At 63.8% G+C, this 23,939-nt stretch carries 22 protein-coding genes; 10 read left to right on the top strand and 12 right to left on the bottom strand.

Annotated features, from left to right (window positions below):
* Positions 1 to 3: 3 nt before the first annotated feature.
* Positions 4 to 1,878, bottom strand: a complete 1,875-nt coding sequence (gene cobT, locus ACFMPD_RS12710) for a cobaltochelatase subunit CobT (RefSeq protein WP_380995013.1) — start codon at positions 1,876 to 1,878, stop codon at positions 4 to 6.
* A 120-nt stretch (positions 1,879 to 1,998) separates the two neighbouring features.
* Positions 1,999 to 2,985, bottom strand: coding sequence for a cobaltochelatase subunit CobS (gene cobS / locus ACFMPD_RS12705; protein WP_380994884.1), 987 nt, complete (start codon positions 2,983 to 2,985; stop codon positions 1,999 to 2,001).
* A 373-nt stretch (positions 2,986 to 3,358) separates the two neighbouring features.
* Here cobS and ACFMPD_RS12700 point away from each other — a divergent pair, with 373 nt between their 5' ends.
* Complete coding sequence (locus ACFMPD_RS12700; protein ID WP_380994881.1) at positions 3,359 to 4,213, top strand: CE1 family esterase; 855 nt, start codon at positions 3,359 to 3,361, stop codon at positions 4,211 to 4,213.
* Between the two features lie 557 nt (positions 4,214 to 4,770).
* Positions 4,771 to 6,114 (top strand): adenylate/guanylate cyclase domain-containing protein, encoded by a 1,344-nt coding sequence (locus tag ACFMPD_RS12695; protein WP_380994878.1) that lies wholly within the window; start codon positions 4,771 to 4,773, stop codon positions 6,112 to 6,114.
* Positions 6,115 to 6,145: 31 nt separating this feature from the next.
* Here ACFMPD_RS12695 and ACFMPD_RS12690 read toward each other — a convergent pair whose 3' ends face one another.
* The gene (locus ACFMPD_RS12690; protein WP_380994876.1) at positions 6,146 to 6,772 is read right to left on the bottom strand and encodes a DnaJ domain-containing protein; all 627 of its coding nucleotides are present in this window, start codon (positions 6,770 to 6,772) and stop codon (positions 6,146 to 6,148) included.
* Positions 6,773 to 6,879: 107 nt separating this feature from the next.
* Here ACFMPD_RS12690 and ACFMPD_RS12685 point away from each other — a divergent pair, with 107 nt between their 5' ends.
* Positions 6,880 to 7,137 carry a BolA family protein gene (locus ACFMPD_RS12685; protein ID WP_380995010.1) on the top strand — a complete coding sequence of 86 codons (258 nt, stop codon included), beginning with the start codon at positions 6,880 to 6,882 and terminating at the stop codon, positions 7,135 to 7,137.
* Positions 7,138 to 7,164: 27 nt separating this feature from the next.
* Here ACFMPD_RS12685 and ACFMPD_RS12680 read toward each other — a convergent pair whose 3' ends face one another.
* From ACFMPD_RS12680 to pepN, 7 genes are all read right to left on the bottom strand, one after another.
* The gene (locus ACFMPD_RS12680; RefSeq protein WP_380994873.1) at positions 7,165 to 7,623 is read right to left on the bottom strand and encodes a DUF4177 domain-containing protein; all 459 of its coding nucleotides are present in this window, start codon (positions 7,621 to 7,623) and stop codon (positions 7,165 to 7,167) included.
* Between the two features lie 61 nt (positions 7,624 to 7,684).
* Positions 7,685 to 8,167, bottom strand: coding sequence for a thioesterase family protein (locus ACFMPD_RS12675; protein ID WP_380994870.1), 483 nt, complete (start codon positions 8,165 to 8,167; stop codon positions 7,685 to 7,687).
* 83 nt (positions 8,168 to 8,250) lie between these two features.
* Positions 8,251 to 10,035 carry a tetratricopeptide repeat protein gene (locus ACFMPD_RS12670; protein ID WP_380994867.1) on the bottom strand — a complete coding sequence of 595 codons (1,785 nt, stop codon included), beginning with the start codon at positions 10,033 to 10,035 and terminating at the stop codon, positions 8,251 to 8,253.
* 320 nt (positions 10,036 to 10,355) lie between these two features.
* The gene (gene gatB, locus ACFMPD_RS12665) at positions 10,356 to 11,867 is read right to left on the bottom strand and encodes an Asp-tRNA(Asn)/Glu-tRNA(Gln) amidotransferase subunit GatB (RefSeq protein ID WP_380994865.1); all 1,512 of its coding nucleotides are present in this window, start codon (positions 11,865 to 11,867) and stop codon (positions 10,356 to 10,358) included.
* Positions 11,868 to 11,939: 72 nt separating this feature from the next.
* Entirely contained in the window at positions 11,940 to 12,371 is a 432-nt protein-coding gene (locus ACFMPD_RS12660; RefSeq protein ID WP_380994862.1) for a hypothetical protein, read from the bottom strand.
* Positions 12,371 to 13,111: an SDR family oxidoreductase gene (locus tag ACFMPD_RS12655; protein WP_380994859.1), complete on the bottom strand. Its 741-nt coding sequence runs from the start codon at positions 13,109 to 13,111 to the stop codon at positions 12,371 to 12,373. The genes ACFMPD_RS12660 and ACFMPD_RS12655 overlap by 1 nt, the downstream gene beginning before the upstream one ends.
* Positions 13,112 to 15,664, bottom strand: a complete 2,553-nt coding sequence (gene pepN, locus ACFMPD_RS12650; RefSeq protein WP_380994857.1) for an aminopeptidase N — start codon at positions 15,662 to 15,664, stop codon at positions 13,112 to 13,114.
* Between the two features lie 274 nt (positions 15,665 to 15,938).
* Between pepN and ACFMPD_RS12645 the strand changes: the two genes are divergently transcribed.
* From ACFMPD_RS12645 to ACFMPD_RS12625, 5 genes are all read left to right on the top strand, one after another.
* Positions 15,939 to 18,086 (top strand): malate synthase G, encoded by a 2,148-nt coding sequence (locus ACFMPD_RS12645; protein ID WP_380994855.1) that lies wholly within the window; start codon positions 15,939 to 15,941, stop codon positions 18,084 to 18,086.
* A 117-nt stretch (positions 18,087 to 18,203) separates the two neighbouring features.
* Positions 18,204 to 18,629 (top strand): GlcG/HbpS family heme-binding protein, encoded by a 426-nt coding sequence (locus ACFMPD_RS12640; protein WP_380994852.1) that lies wholly within the window; start codon positions 18,204 to 18,206, stop codon positions 18,627 to 18,629.
* Positions 18,630 to 18,731: 102 nt separating this feature from the next.
* Positions 18,732 to 19,664, top strand: coding sequence for a hypothetical protein (locus tag ACFMPD_RS12635; protein WP_380994850.1), 933 nt, complete (start codon positions 18,732 to 18,734; stop codon positions 19,662 to 19,664).
* 64 nt (positions 19,665 to 19,728) lie between these two features.
* The gene (locus ACFMPD_RS12630; protein WP_380994847.1) at positions 19,729 to 20,499 is read left to right on the top strand and encodes a gamma-glutamyl-gamma-aminobutyrate hydrolase family protein; all 771 of its coding nucleotides are present in this window, start codon (positions 19,729 to 19,731) and stop codon (positions 20,497 to 20,499) included.
* 158 nt (positions 20,500 to 20,657) lie between these two features.
* The gene (locus ACFMPD_RS12625; protein ID WP_380994844.1) at positions 20,658 to 21,233 is read left to right on the top strand and encodes a flavodoxin domain-containing protein; all 576 of its coding nucleotides are present in this window, start codon (positions 20,658 to 20,660) and stop codon (positions 21,231 to 21,233) included.
* Here ACFMPD_RS12625 and ACFMPD_RS12620 read toward each other — a convergent pair.
* Entirely contained in the window at positions 21,220 to 21,384 is a 165-nt protein-coding gene (locus ACFMPD_RS12620) for a hypothetical protein (RefSeq protein WP_380994842.1), read from the bottom strand. The genes ACFMPD_RS12625 and ACFMPD_RS12620 overlap by 14 nt on opposite strands.
* Before the next feature lie 80 nt (positions 21,385 to 21,464).
* On the opposite strand from ACFMPD_RS12620, the gene ACFMPD_RS12615 reads away from it, so the two are divergent.
* On the top strand, positions 21,465 to 21,596 hold the full coding sequence (locus tag ACFMPD_RS12615) for a hypothetical protein (RefSeq protein WP_380994839.1): 132 nt from the start codon (positions 21,465 to 21,467) through the stop codon (positions 21,594 to 21,596).
* Positions 21,597 to 21,803: 207 nt separating this feature from the next.
* Here the strand turns inward: ACFMPD_RS12615 and kynU are convergent, their stop codons facing one another.
* Complete coding sequence (gene kynU / locus ACFMPD_RS12610) at positions 21,804 to 22,997, bottom strand: kynureninase (protein ID WP_380994836.1); 1,194 nt, start codon at positions 22,995 to 22,997, stop codon at positions 21,804 to 21,806.
* A 325-nt stretch (positions 22,998 to 23,322) separates the two neighbouring features.
* Between kynU and ACFMPD_RS12605 the strand changes: the two genes are divergently transcribed.
* Positions 23,323 to 23,772, top strand: a complete 450-nt coding sequence (locus tag ACFMPD_RS12605; RefSeq protein WP_380994833.1) for a methyltransferase family protein — start codon at positions 23,323 to 23,325, stop codon at positions 23,770 to 23,772.
* Positions 23,773 to 23,939: the final 167 nt, after the last annotated feature.

Raw genomic sequence — 23,939 nt, 5'->3', positions numbered from 1 at the left:
GGCCTAGCCGACCCTGCGTATGCCCATCAGCCGCGCCCGGGCCCTGGGATCCTTGTCAAACAGGCCGGCAAGCTGTTCGGTCATCGCGCCCGCCAGTTGCTCGACATCGGTGATCGTGACGGCACGGTCGTAATACCGTGTGACGTCATGGCCGATGCCGATGGCCAGCAACTCGACGGCACGGCGTTTCTCGACCATGGCGATGACATCGCGAAGGTGCTTTTCCAGATAATTGGCGGGGTTCACCGACAGGGTGGAATCGTCCACCGGGGCGCCGTCTGAAATCACCATCAGGATCTTGCGGGCCTCGCGCCGGTGCACCATGCGCCGATGCGCCCATTCCAGCGCCTCGCCGTCGATATTTTCCTTGAGCAGACCTTCTTTCATCATCAGCCCCAGATTGGGCCGTGCCCGCCGCCACGGCGCGTCGGCGCTCTTGTAAACGATGTGGCGCAGGTCGTTCAGGCGTCCCGGCTGCTGCGGGCGACCGTCGGCCAGCCAGGCTTCGCGGGCCAGCCCGCCCTTCCAGGCGCGGGTGGTAAAGCCCAGGATTTCGACCTTGACGCTGCAGCGTTCCAGCGTGCGCGCCAGAACGTCGGCGCAGATCGCCGCGATCGAGATCGGGCGGCCGCGCATCGAGCCGGAATTGTCCAGCAGAAGGGTCACCAGCGTGTCGCGGAACTCGGTGTCCTTTTCGACCTTGAAACTGAGCGGCGTGGTCGGGTTGGCGACCACGCGCGCCAGCCGCCCGGCATCCAGAATGCCCTCTTCGCGGTCGAACTCCCAGCTGCGGTTCTGCTGCGCCTGCAGCCGGCGCTGCAGCTTGTTGGCCAGCCGGCTGACCGCGCCTTTCAGCGGTTCCAGCTGCTGATCCAGATAGGCACGCAGGCGTTCCAGTTCCACGGGGTCGGCCAGATCCTCGGCGGCGATTTCCTCGTCATGATCGGCATTGTAGACCGTGTAGTTGGGGTCGGCCTCCGAGATCGGCTGGGGCGGCGGCGGTTCCAGCGGCGCCTCGCCTTCGGGCATTTCGGCATCTTCGCCCAGTTCCTGATCCGCCAGATCCTCGGCCGTCACCTGTGCCTGGCTCTGGTCCTGCTGATCCTCCTGGCTCTGTTCGGGGTCCGCCTCGACATTGTCGTCATCGTCGTCCTGGCCGGTGCTGTCCGGATCCTGATCGTCCTGCAGATCGTCTTCGGCCTGGTCCTCGTCCTCGTCGTCCTGACTGTCCGGATCATCGCCCAACTGGTCGCCATAACCCAGATCCGCGATCACCTGCCGCGCGAATTTGGCAAAAGCGGTCTGATCCGACAGCGTATCCTGCAGATCGGGCAAGGTGCCCCCGGCCTTGGTCTCGATAAAGTCGCGCCACAGGTTCATGACGTTCTCGGCCCCAGCCGGCATTTTGCGGCCGGTGGCCAGATGGCGCACCAGATAGCCGGCCGCCGTGGCCAGCGGTGCCTCGGAGGCCTCGGTGATCTGGTCATAGCCCCGGCGCAGGGCCTCGTTGCCGATCTTGGCGTCGATATTGCCCGCCGTGCCGGGCATGTCGCGCGCGCCCATCGCCTCGCAGCGGGCGGTTTCCATCGCCTCATAGAGATCGCGCGCCATGTCGCCCGGCGGGGCATAGCGCGCATGGGTCTTTTCGCTGTGATATTTCCGGTTCAGGGCCAGCGCATCCGCCGTGCCGCGGGCCAGCAGCACCTCTTCGCGGGTCATCCGGCGGCTGACATGGGGCAGGCGCATGGCCTCGCCCGACAGGCCCGAGGGATCGGCGGTATAGCTGATCGTCAGATCCGGATCATTGGCCATCACCTTGGTGGCTTCGGCCAGGGCCTTCTTGAACGGATCGGCGGGGTTGTCGGAGGGTTTCTTAATCATTCGCCACATCTTTCACGACAGCTTGGCCCCTTCGGACAGGGACGGGGAAGGATTCGCCACCTGCACACGAATTTCAAGGGCGGCAGCGTCCGGCATTCCGCTTTCTGGCCGGCGGGCTTACCCCAGCGCCGTGCTGGCGGCACTTTCCGGCAGTTCCTCGTCAAAACACCGCTGGTAGAACTCGGCCACGGTCTGGCGTTCCAGTTCGTCGCATTTGTTCAGGAACGACAGACGGAACGCATAGCCCACATTGCGGAAGATTTCGGCATTCTGCGCCCAGGTGATCACCGTCCGGGGGCTCATCACGGTGGACAGATCGCCATTCATAAAGGCGGTGCGGGTCAGGTCGGCCACGGTCACCATCTGGCCGATGATCTTGCGGCCCTTTTCGGTGTTGTAATGCGGCGCCTTGGCCAGCACGATGGCGCTTTCGGCGTCGTGGCTCAGATAGTTCAGCGTCGCCACCAGCGACCAGCGGTCCATCTGCGCCTGGTTGATCTGCTGGGTGCCGTGATACAGGCCGGTCGTATCGCCCAGACCGACGGTGTTCGACGTCGCGAACAGGCGGAAATAGCGATTTGGCGTGATGATTTCGTTCTGGTCCAGCAGCGTCAGCTTGCCGTCATGCTCCAGCACCCGCTGGATCACGAACATCACGTCGGCGCGGCCGGCGTCGTATTCGTCAAAGACAATGGCGGTCGGATTGCGCAGCGCCCAGGGCAGGATACCTTCGTGGAACTCGGTCACCTGCTTGCCGTCGCGCAGCTTGATCGCGTCCTTGCCGATCAGGTCGATGCGGCTGATATGACTGTCCAGATTCACCCGCACGGTCGGCCAGTTCAGCCGCGCGGCAACCTGTTCGATATGGGTGGATTTGCCGGTGCCGTGATAGCCCTGGATCATCACCCGCCGGTTGTGGGTGAAGCCGGCCAGGATAGCCAGCGTCGTATCGGGGTCGAATTTATAGGTATGGTCGATCTCGGGCACACGGTCGCTGCGCTCGGCGAACCCCCTGACCATCATCGGTGTGTCGATCCCGAACACGTCCATGACCGAGATGTCCTCGGTGGGTTTCGCATTCATGTCCATTGCGCCATCGGCCATGCCCGTCGTCCTTGTCCTGAGCCCCCGGTAAAGGGTACGAATCCGCTTCTGGTGCAACATAACGCAGACAAGAGCAAGGGGAAGGGCAGCGGAACACCAGCCAACGCCGCGCTGAACCGGTGTTTCCTGGATAGGCATGGGCGTGGTCGACGTGGCCGGGCCATCGGCGGTTGTGGTCGGCACCGATGGGAACTGTATGTCTCCATTGAGGATGGAACGGGTATTCGGCGGATCGGCGTGATCGTATGAATATGGCGGCAGGTCTCAGATGGCGAGGAAGGGTCGAGCTTGCGAGTTTTCCGGGCGGAATCTTCTGAGCCGGGCAATTATATGCTATGAGATCAAGCGTTGAAACGACAGAGGAGTACGTGCGATGCTTCTCGAAATGCCTCGCTGGCTTCTGACAATCGGCATAGCGATACTTCTAAGTGTTGCAACGCCGAGGATTCTGCCGGCCCTGGATGACGCATGTGGCGGCCCGGCCAACCCTTGCGGGACCGAACTGGGCGAGTATTACGCCGTCATACCCGAGGGATCGATTGAACCACCTGCCGTGATCTGGCTGCATGGTTGGGGTCGGTCCGGCAAAGTGATGATCCAGAATCCCGGTTACGTAGAACCTTTTGCCCGTCGCGGTTTTGCCGTGATTATGCCCAGCGGCCAACCTTTTCCCGAGGTGGATAAGCTCGATTGGGGCGTCGCCGACGGATATGACCGGGCAAGAGACGATATTGCCTTTATCGCGGCCGTGCGCGCCGACGCGGTGCGGCGTTTCGGCCTTGACCAGTCCCGCATCCTGATCGCGGGCTTTTCCCGAGGCGGTTCCATGGTTTGGGATTTGGCCTGCTTTTCGCCGGAAATCGGCAAAGGGTTCGCCTCCGTGGCGGGGGCGTTCTGGGAACCCATGGTCGAAGACTGCGCGGCACCCGTTCATCTGTTTCACACACACGGACTTGAGGATCAGATGGTTCCGTTCGAAGGGCGTGAATTGACATGGGCGGGCATCGATTTTGCCCAGGGAAACGTCATGAAAGGTGTTGATGTCTGGCGCCGCACGAACAATTGCATGGGAAGCGCCAAGAACAGTTTTGGCGACGATGGTTCCATGCAGAAAGACTGGACCGAGTGCGCCGCAGGGTCAATCCGGCTAAAGCTCACCAAGGGCGGGCATGGGGTGCCAATAGGGTGGCGGCAGGCCGTGCTCGACTGGTTCGATGCCCTGCCCTGAACACTTGGGCATGGAGATCAATGTCTTCTCTTCCGTTAACTTAACACCGATGGAGCTTGGCAAGGGCCCGGCTCCAGCCCATCGTTACAGGCTGAGCGCGTCAGCCGCGGCAAAGCAAAGCCCGGAATACGCAACCATTCCATAGCGGAGATCGCCAGCTACATGATCTCCGGGTTGCTGCTGGGCAGCAGGACGGTTCGGCCACGACGGCCACCAGAAACCCGCCTGCCAGCAGTGCCAACGCTACCGCAGACGGCGACTCTGTGGTCAGCTGCATCCCTGCGGTGGCCGCTGCGTACCCAACAGCGGTCAGCCCGATGAGCGCGGTCATTGCATTGGACAGGTCGGATTCGATGATGTCCCCCGTGGCCTTCACCTGCAGCGTCCTTAGCTCTGCGGTGATGAGCCGACTGTGGCATTGTCGGGGGGCAGCGTCTGTGATGCGGATTACACAGGATCGGCATATTCGGCGGATCCGGTGCGACAATGTCCGGCGTCTCGAAAAATTGCAGCGGGTGTGTATGATGGGGTGCGGTACAACACAGGCGAAAAAGGCGATGAGATCCAAACCCCAGACGCGGTTCACCAAGGCAGGAGAGGTGGCCATCGCCTATCAGGTCGTCGGCAAGGGGCCGATCGATCTGGTCTATGCCAGCGGGTGGCTGCACAATATCGACGTGATCTGGGAACATCCCGGCTATAACCGGTTGCTGTCCCTGTTGGCGGAAAAGTGCCGTCTGATCCTGTTCGATAAACGTGGCACCGGCATGTCCGACCGCAATGTCGGCGCACCGACGCTGGAGCAACGGGCCGATGATATCCGGGCAGTCATGGATGCGGCCGGCAGCGACAAGGCCACGCTCTTTGGCGTCAGCGAAGGCGGCAACATGACGACGGTCTTTGCCGCAACCTATCCGGAACGGGTCCGCTCGATCGTGCTGGCGGGCTGTTTTCCCTGTCGGGCGTGGAAGCCGGACTGGCCGTTGGGGGCACGGCCGGGCGATTTTGAAACCACCCTGGCCGAGCTTGAGGCGCGCTGGGGTGATCTGGGGTATCTGCTGGAGCTACGCGCGCCATCCGTGGCCCAAGATGCAGCAGAGCGCGCGTTCATAAACCGGTTGTTCACGCAATCCGCCAGCCCGGGCTCGGCGCTGGCGCTGACCCGGTTGAACCAGGAAATCGATATCCGGCCGATTCTGCCGGCGGTTCAGGTGCCGGCACTGGTGCTGCACTCCAGCAATGACCGGGTCGTTTCGGTGCCCGAGGCGCGTTACCTCGCAGAGAACCTGCCCAATGCCGAACTGAGGATTCTCGACCGCGAGGACCACATGCCTTGGATCGGCGACGTCGACCGTATCGCCGCCGAAATTACCGGTTTCGCCTGCTCGGCCAGCCACGAAAAGCCCCGGGATCGTGTCCTGGTCAGCATACTGATGACCGATATCGTCGGTTCGACAGACCGGGCCGCGCAGGTCGGCGACGCCGCGTTGCATGATCTGATCGAAGCCCATGATGCTGCCGCCCGTAGGGCCATCGCCTGCAATCAAGGGCGACTGGTGAAAACCCTGGGCGACGGCGTGTTGGCAACCTTTCCGGGACCCAGCCGGGTGATCGCCGCAGCCCGGATGTTGTCCGATGAGGTGCGGAAGCTGGGACTGAGCGTGCGCGCCGGTCTGCATGCCGGTGAATGCCTGCGCCGCGACAACGACATCAGCGGACTTGCGGTCACAGTCGCGGCGCGCCTGCTTGATGTCAGTCAGGGCAACGAAATTTGGGTTTCGGAAACGGTGCGCGATCTGGTCGTCGGATCGGACCTGGAGTTCCAGCCTGCCGGTGTGCATCGTCTCAAGGGCGTACCGGGGGACTGCAACCTGTACAAACTGCACGGCAGCGACGGATAATCGCCGTATGCTGCCGCCGGTTCCGGTCGCCCTAGGTCTTGAAGTTGCGGCTGACCTTGATCTGGTCCCAGGCCCAGACCACTTGCTGCAATTGTTCTTCCTGGCTGCGGTCGCCGCCATTCATGTCCGGATGCAGCACCTTGATCAGTTTCTTGTAGGCCTTGCGTACCTCGGTCTTGGTCCAGTTGTCCTTGGCCTCAAGAATTTCGATGGCGCGTCGTTCGGTCGGGGGCAGGCGGCGGCCGCCGCCGGCATTGCGCCCCGGGTTCTGGGTCGCGTTCGCGCCCAGCACCTGGTGCGGGTCCTCGATGCCCAGCCGGGCCCAGGCCTGCGCCTCGGGGTCGGTCATCGGTTTCGTCGTGCGCTCCCAGACCTTGTCCTTGGATTGCTGCGCGTTGATCTCGGCCTCGGTGGTGCCGTCAAAAAAGTTCCACTTCAGGTTATATTCGCGCACGTGCTGCTGGCAGAACCAATAGAAATCATCCAGCACGTCCGGGGCCTTGGGCGCGCGGAACTTGCCCGCCTCCTGACAGCCCTCGTGATGGCATTGCCGCACCGATGTTTCGGAAGCGCCCGACATGCTGCGACGCCCGCGCGGGTTCTTTTTCTTGGCGGACTTCACCGACATGTCGAATCCAAACGGGTCTGACTTTGTCATTGCGGGCACCTTCTTCGACACATCTTTCCGACTCGGAGACAGGAGTTTAGAGTATGACGCGTCAGATAGAAGAGGGTGCGGCGAAAAAAATGTCGCATGTGAAGCAAATGAATGTGACCGAAGATATCCGTGCGCGGCTTAGCGCTGCCTTTGCCCCGTCCGAACTGGAGGTGGTGGATGACAGCGAGCGCCATCGCGGCCATGCCGGGTATCGCGAGGGCGGTCAGAGCCATTTCAACGTGCGCATCCGTGCCGCCGCTTTCGGCGGTCAGTCGCGCATCCAGCGCCATCGCGCCGTGCATTCCGCGCTGGGGGCCGAACTGGTCGGTCGCATCCACGCTCTGTCGCTGGACATTGACACCTGATACCGCTGAACCCGCGTTGACCGCAGTTCAGCGCCGCGCGGGAAAGTCCGGCGGCGTGTCGGTGCCGGCGTGGTTTTCTGCGTCGGCCGTTTGACGGCCCGCTGCGCTGTCGGGCTGCACCGCATGGGTGGCACCGACGGCCAGCCGCGGAGGGTCGTCCGGGTCCAGATCCTGCAGCGTTGGCGCGGGCACCACTGCCGGCGCCTCAGAGCCCGGTGTGTCCAGCACGCGCGGCTGGTACTCCTCCGCTTCGTCCTGCAGGCGCTGAAACACCAGAACATTGCGCCATGTGGTTGTGGTGCCGGTCAGACCGGCCCGCTCTTCGCTGGGCAGCAGTTCGGCGCGCAGATATTCCCAGCCCGACGCGGCCATCTCGTTCAACAGCGCCTCGACGGACAGCGCGAACCGCCCCTCCGGGGTCTTTACACCCTTGGATTTCTGCCCCTTGGCCGGGGCGGGCACGACCTTGTATTCATAGCGCGGCATCTGCTGTCCCTGCTTGCTGACGCGCGCACCCTAGCGCAGCCCGCAAAGAGAAGGCCAGACCCTAATCCCGGCGCCGGATGCCGATGTTGCGGCCCGCGCGGTCCGGCCGGGGCAGCGTTGAATGCGCCGCCGCCATGGTCGCGAACTTGCCGGCCACATCGGGTGGAAACGGTGCCACTTTCGGCCCGCTCATGTCGATATGCAGCCCCAAAGTCTCGCCGGTAGCAGCCCGCCAGCCATCTTCGTGAAAGAGTTCCTGATAGGTGTGGAATTTGCTGTCATCATGATCCAGCAACTGGAAACTGACGCGCACCTTGTCGCCCAGATGCAGTTCGCGCAGATAGCAGATGTGAAACTCGGCCGTATAGGTGGTCAGGCGCCGCGTCCGGGCATAGTCCGGCCCCAGGCCCAGCAGCTCGTAAGCCTCATCCGCGCAGGTATCGAACAGCACGTTGTAATAGGCCATGTTCATATGGCCGTTATAGTCGATCCAGTCCGGTTTCACGGTCATCACGCTGGACATGAACGGGGCGGCTTCACGCATCGGCACTCTCCTTCTGATCCGCTGCGGTAAACCTAACCGCTCGCCCCGGCCAACGAAAGCCGCCACCATCTACAAGGAGACTTTCATCCTGTTGACCGCCGTTGATCCAATTCTTTCTGAAGATTTGCCGCAGCTTTCAGATATTGGCTTGCCTGCATCTCTTCAATCACCTCCCGCGCGCCATCGAGATGCACCTGCGCCCGGTCCAGGTGCCTTGTGTCGCCGGTCTTGTCGAAAAAGGTAATGTAGGCTTTGCATACATTGTTTTGCGTAACCGCCCAGTCCAAAGGAACCTGCTGGCGGGTTCTGTCTTTGAGCGCCTCGTCATATGCTGCGAGGGCCTTTTGCAGGTTGTAGGTGCCGCTCTCGCGTTGTCCGATCGCCCGCAGCGCGATGCCAAGGTTGTTTTGTGTTGCCGCCCAACTCTGGGGTTCCCGTTTTCGGGTGAATACCGTTAGTGCCTTCTTGTACGCATCGACCGCATCGTAAAGTTTCTCGGTGCCAAAAACGCGATCGCCCAGTGATGACAGAGCATTGCCCAGGTTGTTCTGTGCCGTCGCCCAGTCGCGCGGCACGCGCTCGCGTGTCCATTCCCTTAGCGCGTTCTCAAAGGCGGTGATGGCATCGTACAGCCGCGCGGTATCAGATTCCCGTTTTTGAAGATTCGCCAAAGCGGAACCCAGGTTGTTCTGCGCACTCGCCCAGTCAAGTGGCTGCCGTTCACGTGACCATTCCTTGAGTGCGTCTTCGAAGGCGGCAACCGCCTGATGTAACTTTTCGGCGCCGCTCTCTCGCTCGCCGAGTGCGAGCAGCGCAACTCCGAGATAGTTCTGCGCCGTGCCGCGCTGATCAGGGCATGACGCGCGGCGCAGGCATTCCTTTGCCAAGGCTATCGCCACTTCCAGGTCAAATCGAAGCCCACTGTCCCGTCCGCGTACATACCAAGTATCCAACACGATACGCAGATCTTCGAAACTGCCTCCGTCCAGAGCCAATCTTTTCAATTCCAGTCGCACCGCAAACGCGACGTTTCGCGTCAATACGGCTTGCGCGATCCCCTTGGCGATCAACCGCGCCTCTGCGGCCTCTTGTCGTTCCAGTTCCGCGACCAATGCCGCTTCCGCCGCATCAATCTGACCCTGTTCGTTCAACTCGTCGACTCGCGTCACGGCCGCATCCACAGCGTCAGACACATTGCCGGGCAGGCATACCTTTTCGCGTTCGGCGGCAACCGTTTCCAGGGCGTGCTCCAGTCCCGAAAGCGCACTGTCGAAATCCTCCGGACTGCCCTCCGCATAACGCCGGGCCAGAGCGATCACGAGACCATGGCTGAGCCCCAGTTCGCGCGCAGTCTTGTCCGATTGGGTCTGTAGCTGCTGGACAAGATTCCGGATATGGGCCAGCGTCCCCGAGACCTCGGCCATCCAGGCCGGCATCAGGTCTTCGGTGAAACTTTTTTCGGCCAGCACCGCTTCTAGCGCTGGCACGGTCACGTTACGGAACAGCGTGGGCATCGGCGCGCGGGTATGTTCGACTTGGTCCAGTTTGGCCAGCATCCCCTCGCAGATGGTTGCGGCCCGCAGATTGGCTGCAATGATCTCTTGCGCGTCCGGCAGGCCCTGTTCGACCATCTGGCCAAACAACACTTCGGCATCCTTGGGCAGATTTGGTGTGTTCTTGAATCTGATCCGCGCCGTTTCGGTCAGATCATTGGCCAGCCGCGATAGGGCCGGGGGCGGGGTCGCGGCCATCTCCTTTAACGTGTCGAGAACCGAAACGCCCGACCTGAGGCCGGTCAACAATCCTGGCTTCGCGGCGAACCCGCCCACTGCGATGATCAGCCTGATCGAGTTCCCGATCGGATCCATTGCATCCGCTCCCCCGTCCCGGGCCGAGGCTAGGACGGATCGGGTCACCGGGCAACCGCGTCTGGCGGAACACCGTGCCGGCCCAGCCCGAAACGCACATCAAGCAACAAAAACTGCAGAATGGTCCGGTTGGGATTGAAACGGGCGGATAACGGGCATGGTTTCGTAGCAGGAGCCGTGCGGAACTCCGATCTCTCCAGACGACTTAAAGCCCCAGCTTGGCGCTGATGACATGGTTAACGGACAGCCAAGGCGCGTCCCCGTCAGGGGGGGCGCACGCAGATTTGCCGGTCAAATCCGCCATTGCGCACCCAATGTCGTCAATTCGACAGTTTCTTGGAAACGATCTCGTTCACCGCTTTGGGGTTGGCCTTGCCGCCGGTGGCTTTCATCACCTGACCGACGAACCAGCCGGCCAGTTTCGGATTGACCTTGGCCTTTTCCACCTGTGCCGGGTTGTCGGCGATGATCTGGTCGACCGCGGCCTCGATGGCGCCGGTGTCGGTGACCTGTTTCATACCGCGTTTCTCGACGATCTCGGCGGGGTCGCCGCCCTCGGTATAGACGATCTCGAACAGCTCCTTGGCGATCTTGCCCGAGATGTCGCCCTTGCCGATCAGCGCGATGATACCGCCCAGCTGATCCGGGCTGACCGGGCTTTCGGTGATGCCGTGGTCTTCTTTCTTGAGCCGCCCGAACAGTTCGTTGATCACCCAGTTCGCCGCCAGCTTGCCGTCGCGCCCCTTGGCCACGGCCTCGAAATAGGCCGCCGATTCCAGATCGGCCGTCAGCACCGAGGCGTCATAGTCCGACAGGCCGAAATCGGCGATGAACCGCGCCTTTTTCTCGTCCGGCAGTTCCGGCAGATTGGCGGCGATGTCATCGACCCAGCTCTGTTCGATTTCCAGCGGCAACAGGTCGGGATCGGGGAAATAGCGATAATCATGCGCCTCTTCCTTGCTGCGCATCGACCGGGTTTCGCCCTTGTCCGGATCATAGAGCCGGGTTTCCTGCTCGACCTTGCCGCCGCCTTCGACGATGGCGATCTGCCGGCGGGCCTCGACCTCGATGGCCTGCTGGATGAACCGCATAGAGTTCATGTTCTTGATCTCGCAGCGGGTGCCCAGATGGCTGAAATCCTGAGTTTCCTGGTATTTCTCATAAGCGCCGGGCAGGCAGATCGACACGTTGACATCGGCGCGCAGGTTGCCGTTCTGCATGTTGCCGTCACAGGTGCCCAGATAGCGCAGGATCTGGCGCAGCTTGGTGACATAGGCGGCGGCCTCTTCGGGGCCGCGGATGTCGGGGCGGCTGACGATTTCCATCAGCGCGACACCGGTGCGGTTGAGATCGACAAAGGACATGTTCGGGTCCATGTCGTGGATCGACTTGCCCGCGTCCTGTTCGATGTGGATGCGTTCGATGCGCACCTTGCGCGCCACGCCTTCGCCCATTTCGACCAGCACTTCGCCTTCGCCGACGATCGGGTGGTAGAGCTGGGAAATCTGATAGCCCTGCGGCAGGTCCGGATAGAAATAGTTCTTGCGGTCAAAGGCGCTGGTCAGGTTGATTTCCGCCTTCAGGCCCAGCCCGGTGCGCACCGCCTGTTCGACGCAATATTCGTTGATCACCGGCAGCATGCCGGGCATGGCGGCGTCGACAAAGGCGACGTTGGAATTGGGTTCCGCCCCGAATTGCGTCGAGGCGCCCGAGAACAGCTTGGCGTTCGAGCTGACCTGCGCGTGCACCTCCATGCCGATCACCAGTTCCCAGTCGTGTTTGGCACCGGCGATGGTTTTGATTTTGGGCGTGGTATAGCTCAGGTCCAGCATGAATGTGCCTCTTGTGCGTGTCGGTCCGCCTTCTAGGCCAGCGGCGGCTGCGGGGCAAGGGTGGCGCCGGTGTCACAGGATCGAAAAATGCCCGCGCCGGACGCTGACGCCGCGCGCTTGCAGGGCGGTTTCAAAGTCGCGATGCGGCGGCACGGATTCAAACGGCAGTTGCACGCGCTTGCCGTTCCGTTGGACCGCGCGCACCCGGACCGAGAAATCCCAGCGCGTGTCCATGCGCACATGATCGATTTCTGCCAGCTCCAGCGTGCCGCTGCGTCGGCCCGAGTGCCAGTTCAGCCGCGTATCGCCAAGGCAAAGACCGGCGCCTGTGTTGTTCACGACGTCCCAAAGCGCGGGCAGGGTCGGCAGCGCCAGCAGCAGCATCAGCCACCAGGCCGCGTCGATCAGCAGAACGGCGGCCACGAGGGTGGCATAGATCGCGATCAGCAGGGCCAAAATGCGCGGCGATCGGCCCTGACGTGAAAAGGTGAAATCCGCCGCCATCAGCGTCCGCCGGCGACGTCCAGCACGGCGCCGGTGACATAGCTGGCCTGATCCGACAGCAGAAACAGGATCGTCTCGGCGACCTCGTCCGGCGTTCCCAGGCGCTGCATTGGCACTGTGTTCAGTTGTTTTCTGGCGCGGTCCGGGTCGCCGCCCCTGGCGTGAATGGCGGTGTCGATCAGGCCGGGCCGGACCGCGTTCACGCGAATGCCCTCGCCGGCGACCTCGTCGGCCAGCCCCTTGGTAAAGGTGTCTATGGCGGCCTTGCAGGCGGCATAGTCGACATAGATGCCGCCCGACCCCAGCCGCGCCGCCGCCGAAGAGACGTTGACGATCGCGCCGCCACCGCCTTCGGCCTGCATCAAGAGCACCGCCTGCTTGGCCACCAGCATGGCGCCGATCACGTTGACATCGAACATGCGTCGCAGCCGGGCATGGGTCAGTTCGGTGACCCGCGTTGTCTGGTCGGTGATGCCGGCATTGTTCACAAGCGCGTCCAGGTGCCCGAAATCGGCATCTATGCCCTGGAACATTGCGTCGATCTGGTCGGGATCGGCCAGATCGGCCTGATAGATCAGGCAGCGCGCTCCGGCAGCGCTGGCCGCCTTGGCGACATCCTGTGCTCCGGCCATGTCGCTGCGGCAGTTCAGGGCCAGATCATAGCCGCGTGTGGCGGCCAGCCGCGCTGTGGCGGCGCCGATACCGGCACTGGCGCCGGTGATCAGCAACGTCTTGCGCATTCAGGCGGCTCCCAGGATACGGGAGATCATCTCGGTCGTGTCGCGCGACAGGTCGGGCGTGGCCAGAATGCGGTCCAGCTGGGCGCGGATCAGCGCCTGGCGCCCTGCATCATAGCGAGGCCAGGTCTGAAAGGCGCTGCACATGCGCGCCGTGGTCTGCGGGTTCACCGGGTCCAGCCGGATCAGCCAATCCGCCAGCAACCGGTATCCCGCCCCGTCCGCGGCGTGAAATCCGGCATGGTTCATAGCCAGCGCCCCCAGCGTAGCGCGGAAGCGGTTCGGGTTCTTCCAGTTGAAATCGGCGTGCCGGGTCAGCGCATCGGTCACTGCCGCGGCCATGTCCGGTTCCGCATGAGAAATTTGCAGGCCGAACCATTTGTCAATCACCAGGCGGTCCTGCTGCCATTGATCGTAAAACGCCGCGATCTGGTTTTCCCCCTTGCCGGCGACCAAAAGGCAGGCCAGGGCGGACAATTGCAGCGTCATGTTGTCGGCCTCGGCATATTGCGCCGCCGCCGCCGCGCCGCCATCCAGCCGGCTGATCAGCGCCAGCACCGCGCCCGCCAGAGCGCGTTTGCCGGTCTGGTCGGGATCGGGGCGATAGGGTCCGTCGATGCGGCAGGCCGCAAGGATCGCCGCCAAATCGTCCTGCAGATGCCGGGCCAGCGTCGTTTTCAGCGCCTCGCTGGCCTGCCAGATGGCGTCGGGGTCGGGGACGGTGCCGGCATCCGCCAACGCCCCGGCCAGTTCCGATTGTCCCGGCTGCGCCAGCATCAGCGCGCGAAAACCCGGGTCCAGACCGTCATCGCGCAGCACGGCCTGCATCCCGTCCAGATAATCCGCGCCGGGGGCCCCGCCGGTCGTCGCCATGGTCATCAGGGTGTCGCGGGCCAGCGCCCGGCCGGCCTCCCAGCGGTTGAACGGGTCGGTGTCATGCGCCAGCAGAAAGGCGCGTTCGGCCGCATCGGTTGCCCGTTCCAGGACGACCGGCGCGGAAAAGCCGCGCAGGATCGAGGGCACCGGGCGGGCGCTCAGCCCCTCAAAGGCAAAGCTCTGCGTGGCCTCGGTCATCTCCAGCGTCTGCGTCGCCAGCACTTCGTCGCCATTGGCGCCCAGCAGGCCGACATCGATCGGCAGGACCAGCGGTTGCGGGTCGGGCGTCGCCGCACTGGGCGGGGTGTTCTGGGTAAAGGTCAGCGTGTAGGTGCCATTCCTCCAATCCTCGGTCACCGACAGGCGCGGGGTGCCGGCCTGGGAATACCAGCGTTTGAACTGGCCAAGGTCGCGCCCGGTGACGTCCTGAAAAACCGCCAGCCAGTCCTCGATGGTGCAGGCCTGCCCGTCATGGCGGGCAAAATACAGATCCAGCGCCTCGGCATAGGCCGATTCACCGACCAGGCGTTTCAGCATGCCGATCACCTCGGCGCCCTTTTCATAGACGGTTGCGGTGTAAAAGTTGTTGATCTCCTGAAAGCTTTCGGGCCGCACCGGATGCGCCAGCGGTCCCTGATCCTCGGGGAACTGACGCGCCCGCAGGTCGATCACGTCGGTGATCCGCTTGACCGGCGCGCTGCGCATGTCGGCGGTGAACTGGGCGTCGCGAAACACCGTCAGCCCCTCTTTCAGGCACAGCTGGAACCAGTCGCGGCAGGTGATGCGGTTGCCGGTCCAGTTGTGGAAATACTCGTGCGCGATGATCGCCTCGATGCGTTCGAAATTGGCATCCGTGGCTGTTTCCGGGCTGGCCAGCACGGCGGACGAGTTGAAGATGTTCAACCCCTTGTTCTCCATCGCGCCCATGTTGAAATCGTCCACCGCCACGATATTGAACACGTCCAGATCGTATTCGCGGCCATAGACCTGTTCGTCCCAGGCCATGGATTTCTTCAAAGCCTCCATGCCAAAGGCGCATTTGCCCTCGTCGCCGGGGCGCACCCACAGGTTCAGATCGACCTGTTTGCCCGAACAGGTCTCGAACCGGTCGGACCGGGCCACCAGATCGCCGGCCACCAGCGCAAACAGATAGGCCGGTTTCGGCCAGGGATCGTGCCAGACCGCGCGGTTGGGTTCCGACGAGACGGGGTTTCCATTGGACAATAGCACCGGATGCGGGCCGTTTATCTGAACCGTGAACACGCTCATGACATCGGGGCGGTCGGGATAATAGGTAATCTTGCGGAACCCTTCGGCCTCGCATTGGGTGCAATACATGCCATTTGACATATAGAGTCCCTCTAGCGCGGTGTTGCCCTGCGGGTCGATTTCGACCTCGGCCTCCCAGGTGAAGGCGCCATCGGGCACGGCGCAGCTCAGCCCCTGTTCGGTCACCTCGGGGGCCACGCTCTGATCGTCGATCGCGGCGCGGATCAGGGTCAGGTTTTCGCCATGCAGAAAGAACCGCCGGTCCGTCGCATCCGGGTTCGGGCGAAAGGCGATCCGGCTGTGTACACGGGTGGCATCAGGCGCCAGGTCAAAGGTCAGATGGACCGAGTCGACCAGAAACCCGAAGGGCGCATAGTCTTTCAGATAAATCGTGGGGGCGGCGTCGCGCATGGGGGCCTCGCAATGTCAATTCGCGCAGGTTAGAAACTTCGCACGCGGGCCGCAAGCCGGCATGACGGTGCCGCAAGCGCGGCGGGAAGGGTCGGTCAAGATCGCCTTCCGGGCCGGTCGCGGCGCCCCCCTGTCGGGCCATATTATTGATTTTGTTGAAGCTCCTTTTGGCATTGGCAGCAAGTTGGCGGGCCGCATTTCGTTGCCCGAAAGGCCGAATTGCTCTAACCAAGTTCGGCAATCCGACATCGACAACCGGCAGGGGGAACCGCATATGACTGAGCGCAGGATCATCGAAGGGTTGCAGATCGCACCGGTTCTGGCCGAGTTCGTCGAGACCCGCGCCCTGCCGGGCACCGGCATCGCACCGGCGGATTTCTGGGCGGGCCTGTCGCGGCTGGTGCATGTGCTGGGCCCCGAGAACCGGGCGCTGCTGGCGCGGCGCGACGACCTGCAGCGCCAGATCGACGCCTGGCACGTAACGCGGCGCGGACAGGTGCATGATCACGAGGCCTACAAGGCGTTCCTGCAAGAGATCGGATATCTGCTGCCCGAGGGGCCGGATTTTCAGATCGACACCGACAATGTGGATCCCGAGATCGCGCAGGTGCCCGGGCCGCAACTGGTGGTGCCGGTCACCAATGCCCGCTATGCGCTGAACGCCGCCAATGCCCGCTGGGGCAGCCTGTATGACGGGCTTTACGGCACCGATGCGATGGGCAGCCCGCCCCCCGCGGGCGGTTATGACCGGGGCCGCGGCGCGCGGGTCATCGCGCGGGCGCGGGTGTTCCTGGACGAGGCGTTTCCGGTCGCCGGCACCAGCCATGCCGATGCCCGCCGCTATCACGTGCATGACGGCGCGCTGCTGATCGACGATCTGCCGCTGGCCGACCCAGAGCAGTTCGTGGCCTATCGCGGCAATCCCAAGGCGCCCGACGCGGTGGTGCTGGTCAATCACGGGCTGCATGTCGAACTGGTCTTTGACCGCGCCCATCCGATCGGCAGCCGCGATCAGGCCGGGCTGGCCGATATCCGCCTGGAAAGCGCCATGTCGGCGATCATGGATTGCGAGGATTCGGTGGCCTGCGTCGATGCCGAGGACAAGGTGCTGGCCTATGACAACTGGCTGGGGCTGATGCGCGGCGACCTGTCCGCCACCCTGCAAAAGGGCGGCAAGCCGGTGACCCGCAGCCTGGCGCCGGATCGCGACTATGTCGGACGCGACGGTGGCACGCTGACGCTGAAGGGGCGGGCCTTGTTGTGGGTGCGCAATGTCGGCCACCTGATGACCAATCCGGCGATCCTGGACCGCGACGGCAACGAGGTGTTCGAGGGTCTGATGGACGCGATGATGACGGTCATGATCGCCAAGCATGACCTGGGGCGCGTCGGCGGCAATTCGGTGCATGGGTCGGTCTATGTGGTCAAGCCCAAGATGCACGGCCCGGACGAGGTCGCCTTTGCGGTGCGCACCTTTGATCTGGTCGAGGACGTGCTGGGCCTGCCGCGCAACAGTGTCAAGATCGGCATCATGGACGAGGAACGCCGCACCAGCGTCAACCTGAAACAATGCATCCATGCCGCCAAGAGCCGCGTGGCCTTTATCAATACCGGTTTTCTGGACCGCACGGGCGACGAGATTCACACCTCGATGGAGGCCGGGGCGTTCTCGCGCAAGGATTTCATCAAGCGCAAGACCTGGATCGGCGCCTATGAGGACCGCAATGTCGATATCGGACTGGAATGCGGCCTGCAGGGGCGGGCGCAGATCGGCAAGGGCATGTGGGCCATGCCCGACATGATGGAAGCGATGCTGGACCAGAAGATCGCCCATCCGCGCGCCGGGGCCAATACCGCCTGGGTGCCCAGCCCGACAGCGGCGGTGCTGCACGCGCTGCATTACCACAAGGTCGATGTCTTTGCGGTTCAGGACCGGCTGCGGGCCGGCGGTCGGCGGGCCCATGTCGATGCGGTGCTGGACATCCCCCTGGCCGCCTATCGCCGCTGGACCGACACCCAGAAAATTCGCGAGGTCGAGAACAACGCACAGGGCATCCTGGGCTATGTGGTGCGCTGGATCGACCACGGGATCGGCTGTTCGAAAGTGCCCGATATCCACGATGTCGGCCTGATGGAAGACCGCGCCACCTGCCGCATCTCGGCCCAGCATATTGCGAACTGGCTGCATCACGGCGTGGTTGGCACAGATCAGGTGATGGAGGCGATGAAACGCATGGCGGCGGTGGTCGACGGCCAGAATGCCAATGATCCGGACTATCGCCCGATGGCGCCCGGCTTTGATGGCATCGCCTTTCAGGCGGCCTGCGATCTGGTGTTCCAGGGGCGCACGCAGCCCTCGGGCTATACCGAGCCGGTGCTGCACGCCCGGCGCCTGCAGAAAAAGGCCGCCGCGCAGGGGTGAGCGCTGCGCGCCGCTGCAGGGGCGTCGAACCGCCCGCACGGTCTGTGCGGGGGCGGACATCGGTTACCGAGCCGGGCGGAAATCCTGGTCACAAGCATAATCTCGGGGGGAATTGAGATGAGTCTTTCACAGCGCAAAGCGCGCACGATCATTCGCAAGGCGTTCGAAAAGGGGCACGAACTGCAGTTGAACCCGTTGTCGGTGGTGGTGCTGGATTCCGGTGGCCATGTGCAGGCCTTTGAACGCGCGGACGGGGCGGCGCCCGGCCGGTTCGCGATTGCCCATGGCAAGGCGCATGGCGCGGTGATGCTGGGCATGGCCGGCACGGCTCAGATGGCGCGGGCCGAACAGCAGCCCTATTTCATGGCCGCGATGAACGGGCTTTTCGGCGGCCAGCTCGTGCCGGTGCCAGGCGGGGTGCTGGTGCGCGACCGCGAGGGTGCGGTGGTGGCAGCAGTCGGAGTCACGGGCGACAGTTCCGACAACGACGCCGCCGTCGCCCGCGCTGGAATCGAGGCCGCGGGGCTGGTGGCCGAAATCTGATCCGGGGCTGTGCCCGTGGTGTGCCTTGGGGCGCCCACCGCGCGGATTATCCACGGACAACGCGCATTTGTGTTCGCGCAAAAACCATTGCAGAATGCCTGCATGTACCTGCGCATCTGCATTTTTCTCTGTTTCGCCGCCCTCGCTGCGGTGCCGGTACGCGCCGCCGAATTTGTCGGATTGAACGGCTGCAATGCCGAAGCGGGCATCGCGATCGTCACCTATAGCCGCCTGGCCGATCTGGTCCAGACCCACAATGTGATCAGCGAGGTCTGTCTGGACCGGACCAGCGGCACCCTGACAGCAGCGGAATCCGAGCGGGGCTTTTTGCTGACGCGCACGGCCCCGGGACAGGAGTATTTCGAACGGATCTTTGACCCGGTCCGCCCCTTGGCCCGCGAAACCCTGTCGATCTTTTCCGGCTTGGCCGACGACCATGGTCAGCATGGCCATGCGGCCGCACCGGGAACCGAATTGCAGAGCCGCGAAATCTCGTGGCTTAAATCCGGCGAGAACCGTCCATTGGATCGCGCCGGGTGGCTGACCGCGTGGCTCAAGGGGTACGTCGGCGGACAGATGTACACGGGACCGCTCGTGCCCGGGACCTATACGGTTCACGGCACGGTTTTCGTGACCTCGGTCCAGGGCGATATCCACAATCTGTCGGGGCTGGGGTTTCCGGTTCAGGGACGGCTGCAGGTGCACGGCGCGGGGGCGGTCGGCACTCTGACCGAACTCTTTGGTTACGCGGCGGTGTCGGATACCCGGTTCGATTTTCACATCGTGAACGGCGGCGGACGGCTGAACGGCGGTGGCCGTCTTGCAACCCGCAATCCTGTGCTGGCTGGCGCGGCGGCGACCGAGTGGCAATCCCTACAGGCGGATATCACCGCCATCATGGGCCGGTTGGTCGGTGCGCAGGGCCGCGAGATGCAGGTCGTCGCCGAGTTGACCGGAGCGGCGACGCGGATGGATGGTGGCGTTGTGCCCTTCACATCGATATTGACCTTGGTGGGTTGGCGCTCATCTTCTTAGGCGGCGCGGACCGCGATCAACAGGCCTGCGCGCCATGGCTTAGGCAACAGCAAAGGAGAGTCGCGTGACTCGCCCCATCGTCGGCATCATCGGAAATTCCTACCTGCTGAATGACCAGTACCCGGCCCATGCCGGCGGGTCGCACAATTCCGAGGCCGTGGCCGAGGTCGCGGGCTGCATGCCGATGCTGATCCCGGCGGACCCGCGGTTTCTGTCGGTCGACGAACTGCTGCAGACCTGCGACGGGTTCCTGCTGACCGGCGGGCGGCCGAACGTGCATCCCGAGGAATATGGCGAGGCGGTGACCGAGGCGCATGGCGCCTTTGACCGGGCGCGGGACGCGATCACCCTGCCGCTGGTGCGTGCCTGCGTCGAGCGCGGCCAGCCGTTTTTCGGCATCTGCCGCGGCTTTCAAGAGGTCAACGTGGCGATGGGCGGCACGCTCTATCCCGAAATCCGGGATCTGCCGGGGCGGATGAACCACCGGATGCCGCCGGACGGCACGCTGGAAGAGAAATTCGCGTTGCGCCACAAGGTGACGCTGGTCGAGGGCGGCGCGTTTCACAAGCTGTTCGGAGCCACCGAGGTGATGACCAACACGTTGCACGGGCAGGGGATAAAGCATCCCGGCAGCCGTATCGTCATCGAGGGCCATGCGCCGGACGGCACCCCCGAGGCGATCCTTGTCAAGGATGCGCCCGGCTTTACCATGGCCGTGCAGTGGCACCCGGAATGGGACGCCGCCAACGATCCTGTCTCGCGGCCGCTGTTTCGCGCCTTTGGCGATGCCGTGCGGATTTGGGCGGCGCGACCGGACCTGCGCAAGACCGGCTGACACCCGCGCTCGATTTTGAACACCGCTTGGTCCCCGCCTTAATGGCTGGCGAAACCCGTCCCCGTTTTCCGCCGGCAGCGCCGGGTTGATCCGGCTCAAGGCGCGGCCTGCCGGTCGGTGACATGGTGTCTGCGGGGAGCGAAACCATGGGTGGGACGATGAGAATTCTGATCTGTTATGCCACGACCGAGGGACAGACCCGCAAGATCTGCCGGTTCTGCGCCGATCAGTTGTTCGCGCTGGGCCATGCTGTCGAACTGCTGGCGGTCACCGATGCCGAGCCTCTGGAACTGGCCACCTGCGATGCCGCCATTCTGGCCGGGTCGGTGCATGGCGGGCGTTTGCAATCCGAACTGGCCGGGTTCGCCACGGCGCATGGCGCGGCGCTGAACACCCTGCCGACGATGTTCTTGCAGGTGTCCTTGGCGGCTGCGGGCAAAGACCCCGGCGACTGGCATGAACTGCGTCGGATCGCCGCCGGGTTCTGCGACGACACAGGGTGGCGCCCGGACGCGATCCATCACGTGGCGGGCGCGTTCCGCTTTTCCCAGTATGATTTCGTCAAATCCTGGGCGATGCGCTGGATCGCCTCGCAACGCGATCAGGACGTCGATCCGCATGCCGACGCGGAATATACCGACTGGGCTGCTCTGGCGGACATCCTGCGCGGCTGGCCGGCCCTGTCCGATGGCGCGGGCCGCGCGCTCAGGTCAACAGATCCTAGCTGTGCATGAACGGCATCACGCGGGCGCGGCGTCGGGCCAGATCGAACGGCGCCGTGCCACGGGCCGGCATCGCCGGTGGCATTCCGGGTTCGCCCGCCCCGCCCAGATGCGTCTTGGTCTGCCGGAGCGCGACCTCGGTCGCGGGGGCGCTGCGCTTCATAACCCGGGAATTTCACGGGCTCGACCTTATGTCCGGCAAAGGTGGTTGCCCCGAAACACCCGGCTGACAGCCCATGGATCATGCCGCCGATCATCTGCACTTGCGCGACAGGTGTGCCGAAACTGCAGGTCAAGGCGACCCCGCGCCCGGCGGCGTGGGTCACCCTGTCCAAGACCGTGTCGGGAAAACCCCGCATCGACGCGGCGTCATAATCCGCGACGCTGACCGCCGTGCTCAGGGGGATCAAAGGCGGCGATTTCGAAATACCCGGCCTGTACGCGCTGTGCGGCGCTGGTGGCGGCGCTGCTGGGAGCGGGCTGGCTGCGGGCCGACCCCTGCCGTGCCGCCCGGGTCCATACTGGACATGGATGAACCAGGGGCGCCAGGCGGTACGCATGTTCCGGCGCGGCCAGCACAGTTCAGGTCACGGCGGACCGGACCTTGTACTCGGGGCGATCCCAAAGCCGGTTCGTCATCACATCGGCAAGAACCACGGCGGCGTGGCGCAAGTCGGTCTCGTCGATATACAGCGGAGTCACGCCAAAGCGCATCAGGTCCGGTGAACGGAAATCGCCGATCACGCCGCGATCGATCAGGGCCTGCATGACCGCATAACCATCGTCGCAATAAAACGAGACCTGACTGCCCCGCCGGGCGCTGTCCCGCGGGCTGGCCAGGCGCAGCATCGGGCAGGTTTGCTCGATCTGAGCGATGAACATGTCCGACAACGCGACGGAACGGCGGCGCAGATCGCCGATGTCGACCCCCTCCCAAATGGCCAAAGCCGCATCCAGTGCGGCCATCTGGATCACTGGCGGGGTGCCGACCCGCATCCGCGTCACCCCGCTGCCGGGCCGATAGGCGGGCTCAAAGGCAAAAGGGGCGTCATGGCCCAGCCAGCCGGACAGGGCGGGCAGGGCGCGATCGGCATGGCGTGGCGCGACATAGATAAAGGCCGGCGCCCCGGGACCGCCGTTGAGGTACTTATAGGTGCAGCCGACGGCAAAATCCGCTGCCGTGCCGGCCAGATCGACGGGCACGGCCCCGGCGGAATGGGCCAGGTCCCATACCGTCGCTGCGCCCACCGCATGCGCCTGACGGGTCAGCGCGGCCATGTCGTGCCAGCGCCCGGTGCGATAATCGACTTCGGTCAGCATCAGCACCGCGATCTCTTCGGTCAGGTGCTCGGCCACCGCCTCGGGCGGCACGACGCGCAATTCATGCCCCTTGCCCAGCGTTTTCAGCAACCCTTTGGCCATGTACAGATCGGACGGGAAATTGCCGCTGTCGCTGAGCACCACGCGCCTGTCGGGTCGGGTTTCCAGCGCCGCGGCCAGAGCCTGATAGACCTTGATCGACAACGTGTCGCCCAGCACCACCTGCCCGAGCCCGGCCCCGATCAACCGCCCCACCCGGTCGCCCAGCGACAAGGGCTGCGTCATCCACCCGGCCCGGTTCCAGCCGGTGATCAGCATGTCGCCCCATTCCCGGGTCAGCATCTCGGCGACCCGCGCCGGCGCTGCCGCCGGCAGCGGACCCAGCGAGTTCCCGTCCAGATAAATCACGCCCTCGGGGATTTGAAACATCGTTCTGGTGGCGGCAAAATCGGTCATCGGCTTCCTGTTCGCGCCCGGACGGATTTGGCCCGCCCACCCCCGGTCTAAGGGCAGCCGGGCGGCGCTGTCCAGCCTTTGCACAGGCCCCCCTGCAAAGGGCGGCTGCGCGTTCGCGACGCCGCTGCGGCGAAAAAACTGCACACAGGCGGTGGATCTGGGCAGCGGAATCGGCACAGAATGTGCCGGCCGGCAATGTCAGGGGCAAGCCGCGCCGAAAATCAGCAGGAATCGGGGGCATGATGGCGAAAACAGGAACGTCTTTCGCGGCAATTTTCGATCCAATGGTCGGTCGAAAGTCCGGCCGCCGCATTGAGGTGAAGCCGTGAAGTGGCTCGATCTTCCGAAGGTCTGGCTGGTGGCTTTCATAGCACTGGCCTGGGCGCAGGCGCGGTACCTGCCCCTGGGGCTGAGCTTTGGCGGCGCCTGGGCCGATCTGCTGGGCGGTATCCTGGTCGGCGGCGGCCTGCTGCTGCTGCTGCTGGCCCTGTCCGAATTTCGCCGCCACCGCACCACCGTGCATCCGCATGGCGCGCCCGAGAGGCTGATCCAGACCGGCATTTTCAGCCGCACCCGCAACCCGATCTATCTGGGCGATGCGCTGATCCTGGCCGGGCTGATTCTGCGATTTGACGCGGTGCTGGCGCTGCCGCTGATCCCGATCTTCTTCCTGGTGATCGAAAAACGCTATATTCTGCCCGAGGAAGACCGTCTGCGGCGGGCTTTTCGCATGGATTTCGCGCGCTATGAACGGAAAGTGCGCCGCTGGGTGTGACCTGCCGACACCACCTAATACCATCGTCTCGGGAACCTGTCGCCATGCTTGCGCAATATTGTTGCGCAGGATAGGGACGTCCCTGCAAATTTCAGCATGGCACGCCCGCGCTGGGCATATCGGGGGATATAGGGGGACATGACGTGAAGATCGGAACGCCGAGGGAA

Source organism: Sedimentitalea sediminis (assembly GCF_042687825.1).
Lineage (GTDB): Bacteria > Pseudomonadota > Alphaproteobacteria > Rhodobacterales > Rhodobacteraceae > Sedimentitalea.
The sequence above is the reverse complement of the archived record's forward strand: the minus strand, read 5'-3'. Positions and strand labels throughout refer to the sequence as shown.

Excerpts from the sequence above, each read along its gene's own strand:
- ACFMPD_RS12645 (WP_380994855.1), top strand. The coding sequence starts at position 15,939 with ATGACTGAGCGCAGGATCATCGAAGGGTTGCAGATCGCACCGGTTCTG.
- ACFMPD_RS12690 (WP_380994876.1), bottom strand. The coding sequence starts at position 6,772 with ATGACAAAGTCAGACCCGTTTGGATTCGACATGTCGGTGAAGTCCGCC.
- gatB (WP_380994865.1), bottom strand. The coding sequence starts at position 11,867 with ATGCTGGACCTGAGCTATACCACGCCCAAAATCAAAACCATCGCCGGT.
- ACFMPD_RS12615 (WP_380994839.1), top strand. The coding sequence starts at position 21,465 with ATGCCGCCGATCATCTGCACTTGCGCGACAGGTGTGCCGAAACTGCAG.
- ACFMPD_RS12675 (WP_380994870.1), bottom strand. The coding sequence starts at position 8,167 with ATGCGTGAAGCCGCCCCGTTCATGTCCAGCGTGATGACCGTGAAACCG.
- kynU (WP_380994836.1), bottom strand. The coding sequence starts at position 22,997 with ATGACCGATTTTGCCGCCACCAGAACGATGTTTCAAATCCCCGAGGGC.
- pepN (WP_380994857.1), bottom strand. The coding sequence starts at position 15,664 with ATGCGCGACGCCGCCCCCACGATTTATCTGAAAGACTATGCGCCCTTC.
- ACFMPD_RS12670 (WP_380994867.1), bottom strand. The coding sequence starts at position 10,035 with ATGGATCCGATCGGGAACTCGATCAGGCTGATCATCGCAGTGGGCGGG.
- ACFMPD_RS12625 (WP_380994844.1), top strand. The coding sequence starts at position 20,658 with ATGAGAATTCTGATCTGTTATGCCACGACCGAGGGACAGACCCGCAAG.
- ACFMPD_RS12640 (WP_380994852.1), top strand. The coding sequence starts at position 18,204 with ATGAGTCTTTCACAGCGCAAAGCGCGCACGATCATTCGCAAGGCGTTC.
- ACFMPD_RS12620 (WP_380994842.1), bottom strand. The coding sequence starts at position 21,384 with ATGAAGCGCAGCGCCCCCGCGACCGAGGTCGCGCTCCGGCAGACCAAG.
- cobS (WP_380994884.1), bottom strand. The coding sequence starts at position 2,985 with ATGGCCGATGGCGCAATGGACATGAATGCGAAACCCACCGAGGACATC.
- ACFMPD_RS12680 (WP_380994873.1), bottom strand. The coding sequence starts at position 7,623 with ATGCCGCGCTATGAATACAAGGTCGTGCCCGCCCCGGCCAAGGGGCAG.
- ACFMPD_RS12655 (WP_380994859.1), bottom strand. The coding sequence starts at position 13,111 with ATGCGCAAGACGTTGCTGATCACCGGCGCCAGTGCCGGTATCGGCGCC.
- ACFMPD_RS12635 (WP_380994850.1), top strand. The coding sequence starts at position 18,732 with ATGTACCTGCGCATCTGCATTTTTCTCTGTTTCGCCGCCCTCGCTGCG.
- ACFMPD_RS12695 (WP_380994878.1), top strand. The coding sequence starts at position 4,771 with ATGAGATCCAAACCCCAGACGCGGTTCACCAAGGCAGGAGAGGTGGCC.
- ACFMPD_RS12700 (WP_380994881.1), top strand. The coding sequence starts at position 3,359 with ATGCTTCTCGAAATGCCTCGCTGGCTTCTGACAATCGGCATAGCGATA.
- ACFMPD_RS12660 (WP_380994862.1), bottom strand. The coding sequence starts at position 12,371 with ATGGCGGCGGATTTCACCTTTTCACGTCAGGGCCGATCGCCGCGCATT.
- ACFMPD_RS12685 (WP_380995010.1), top strand. The coding sequence starts at position 6,880 with ATGAATGTGACCGAAGATATCCGTGCGCGGCTTAGCGCTGCCTTTGCC.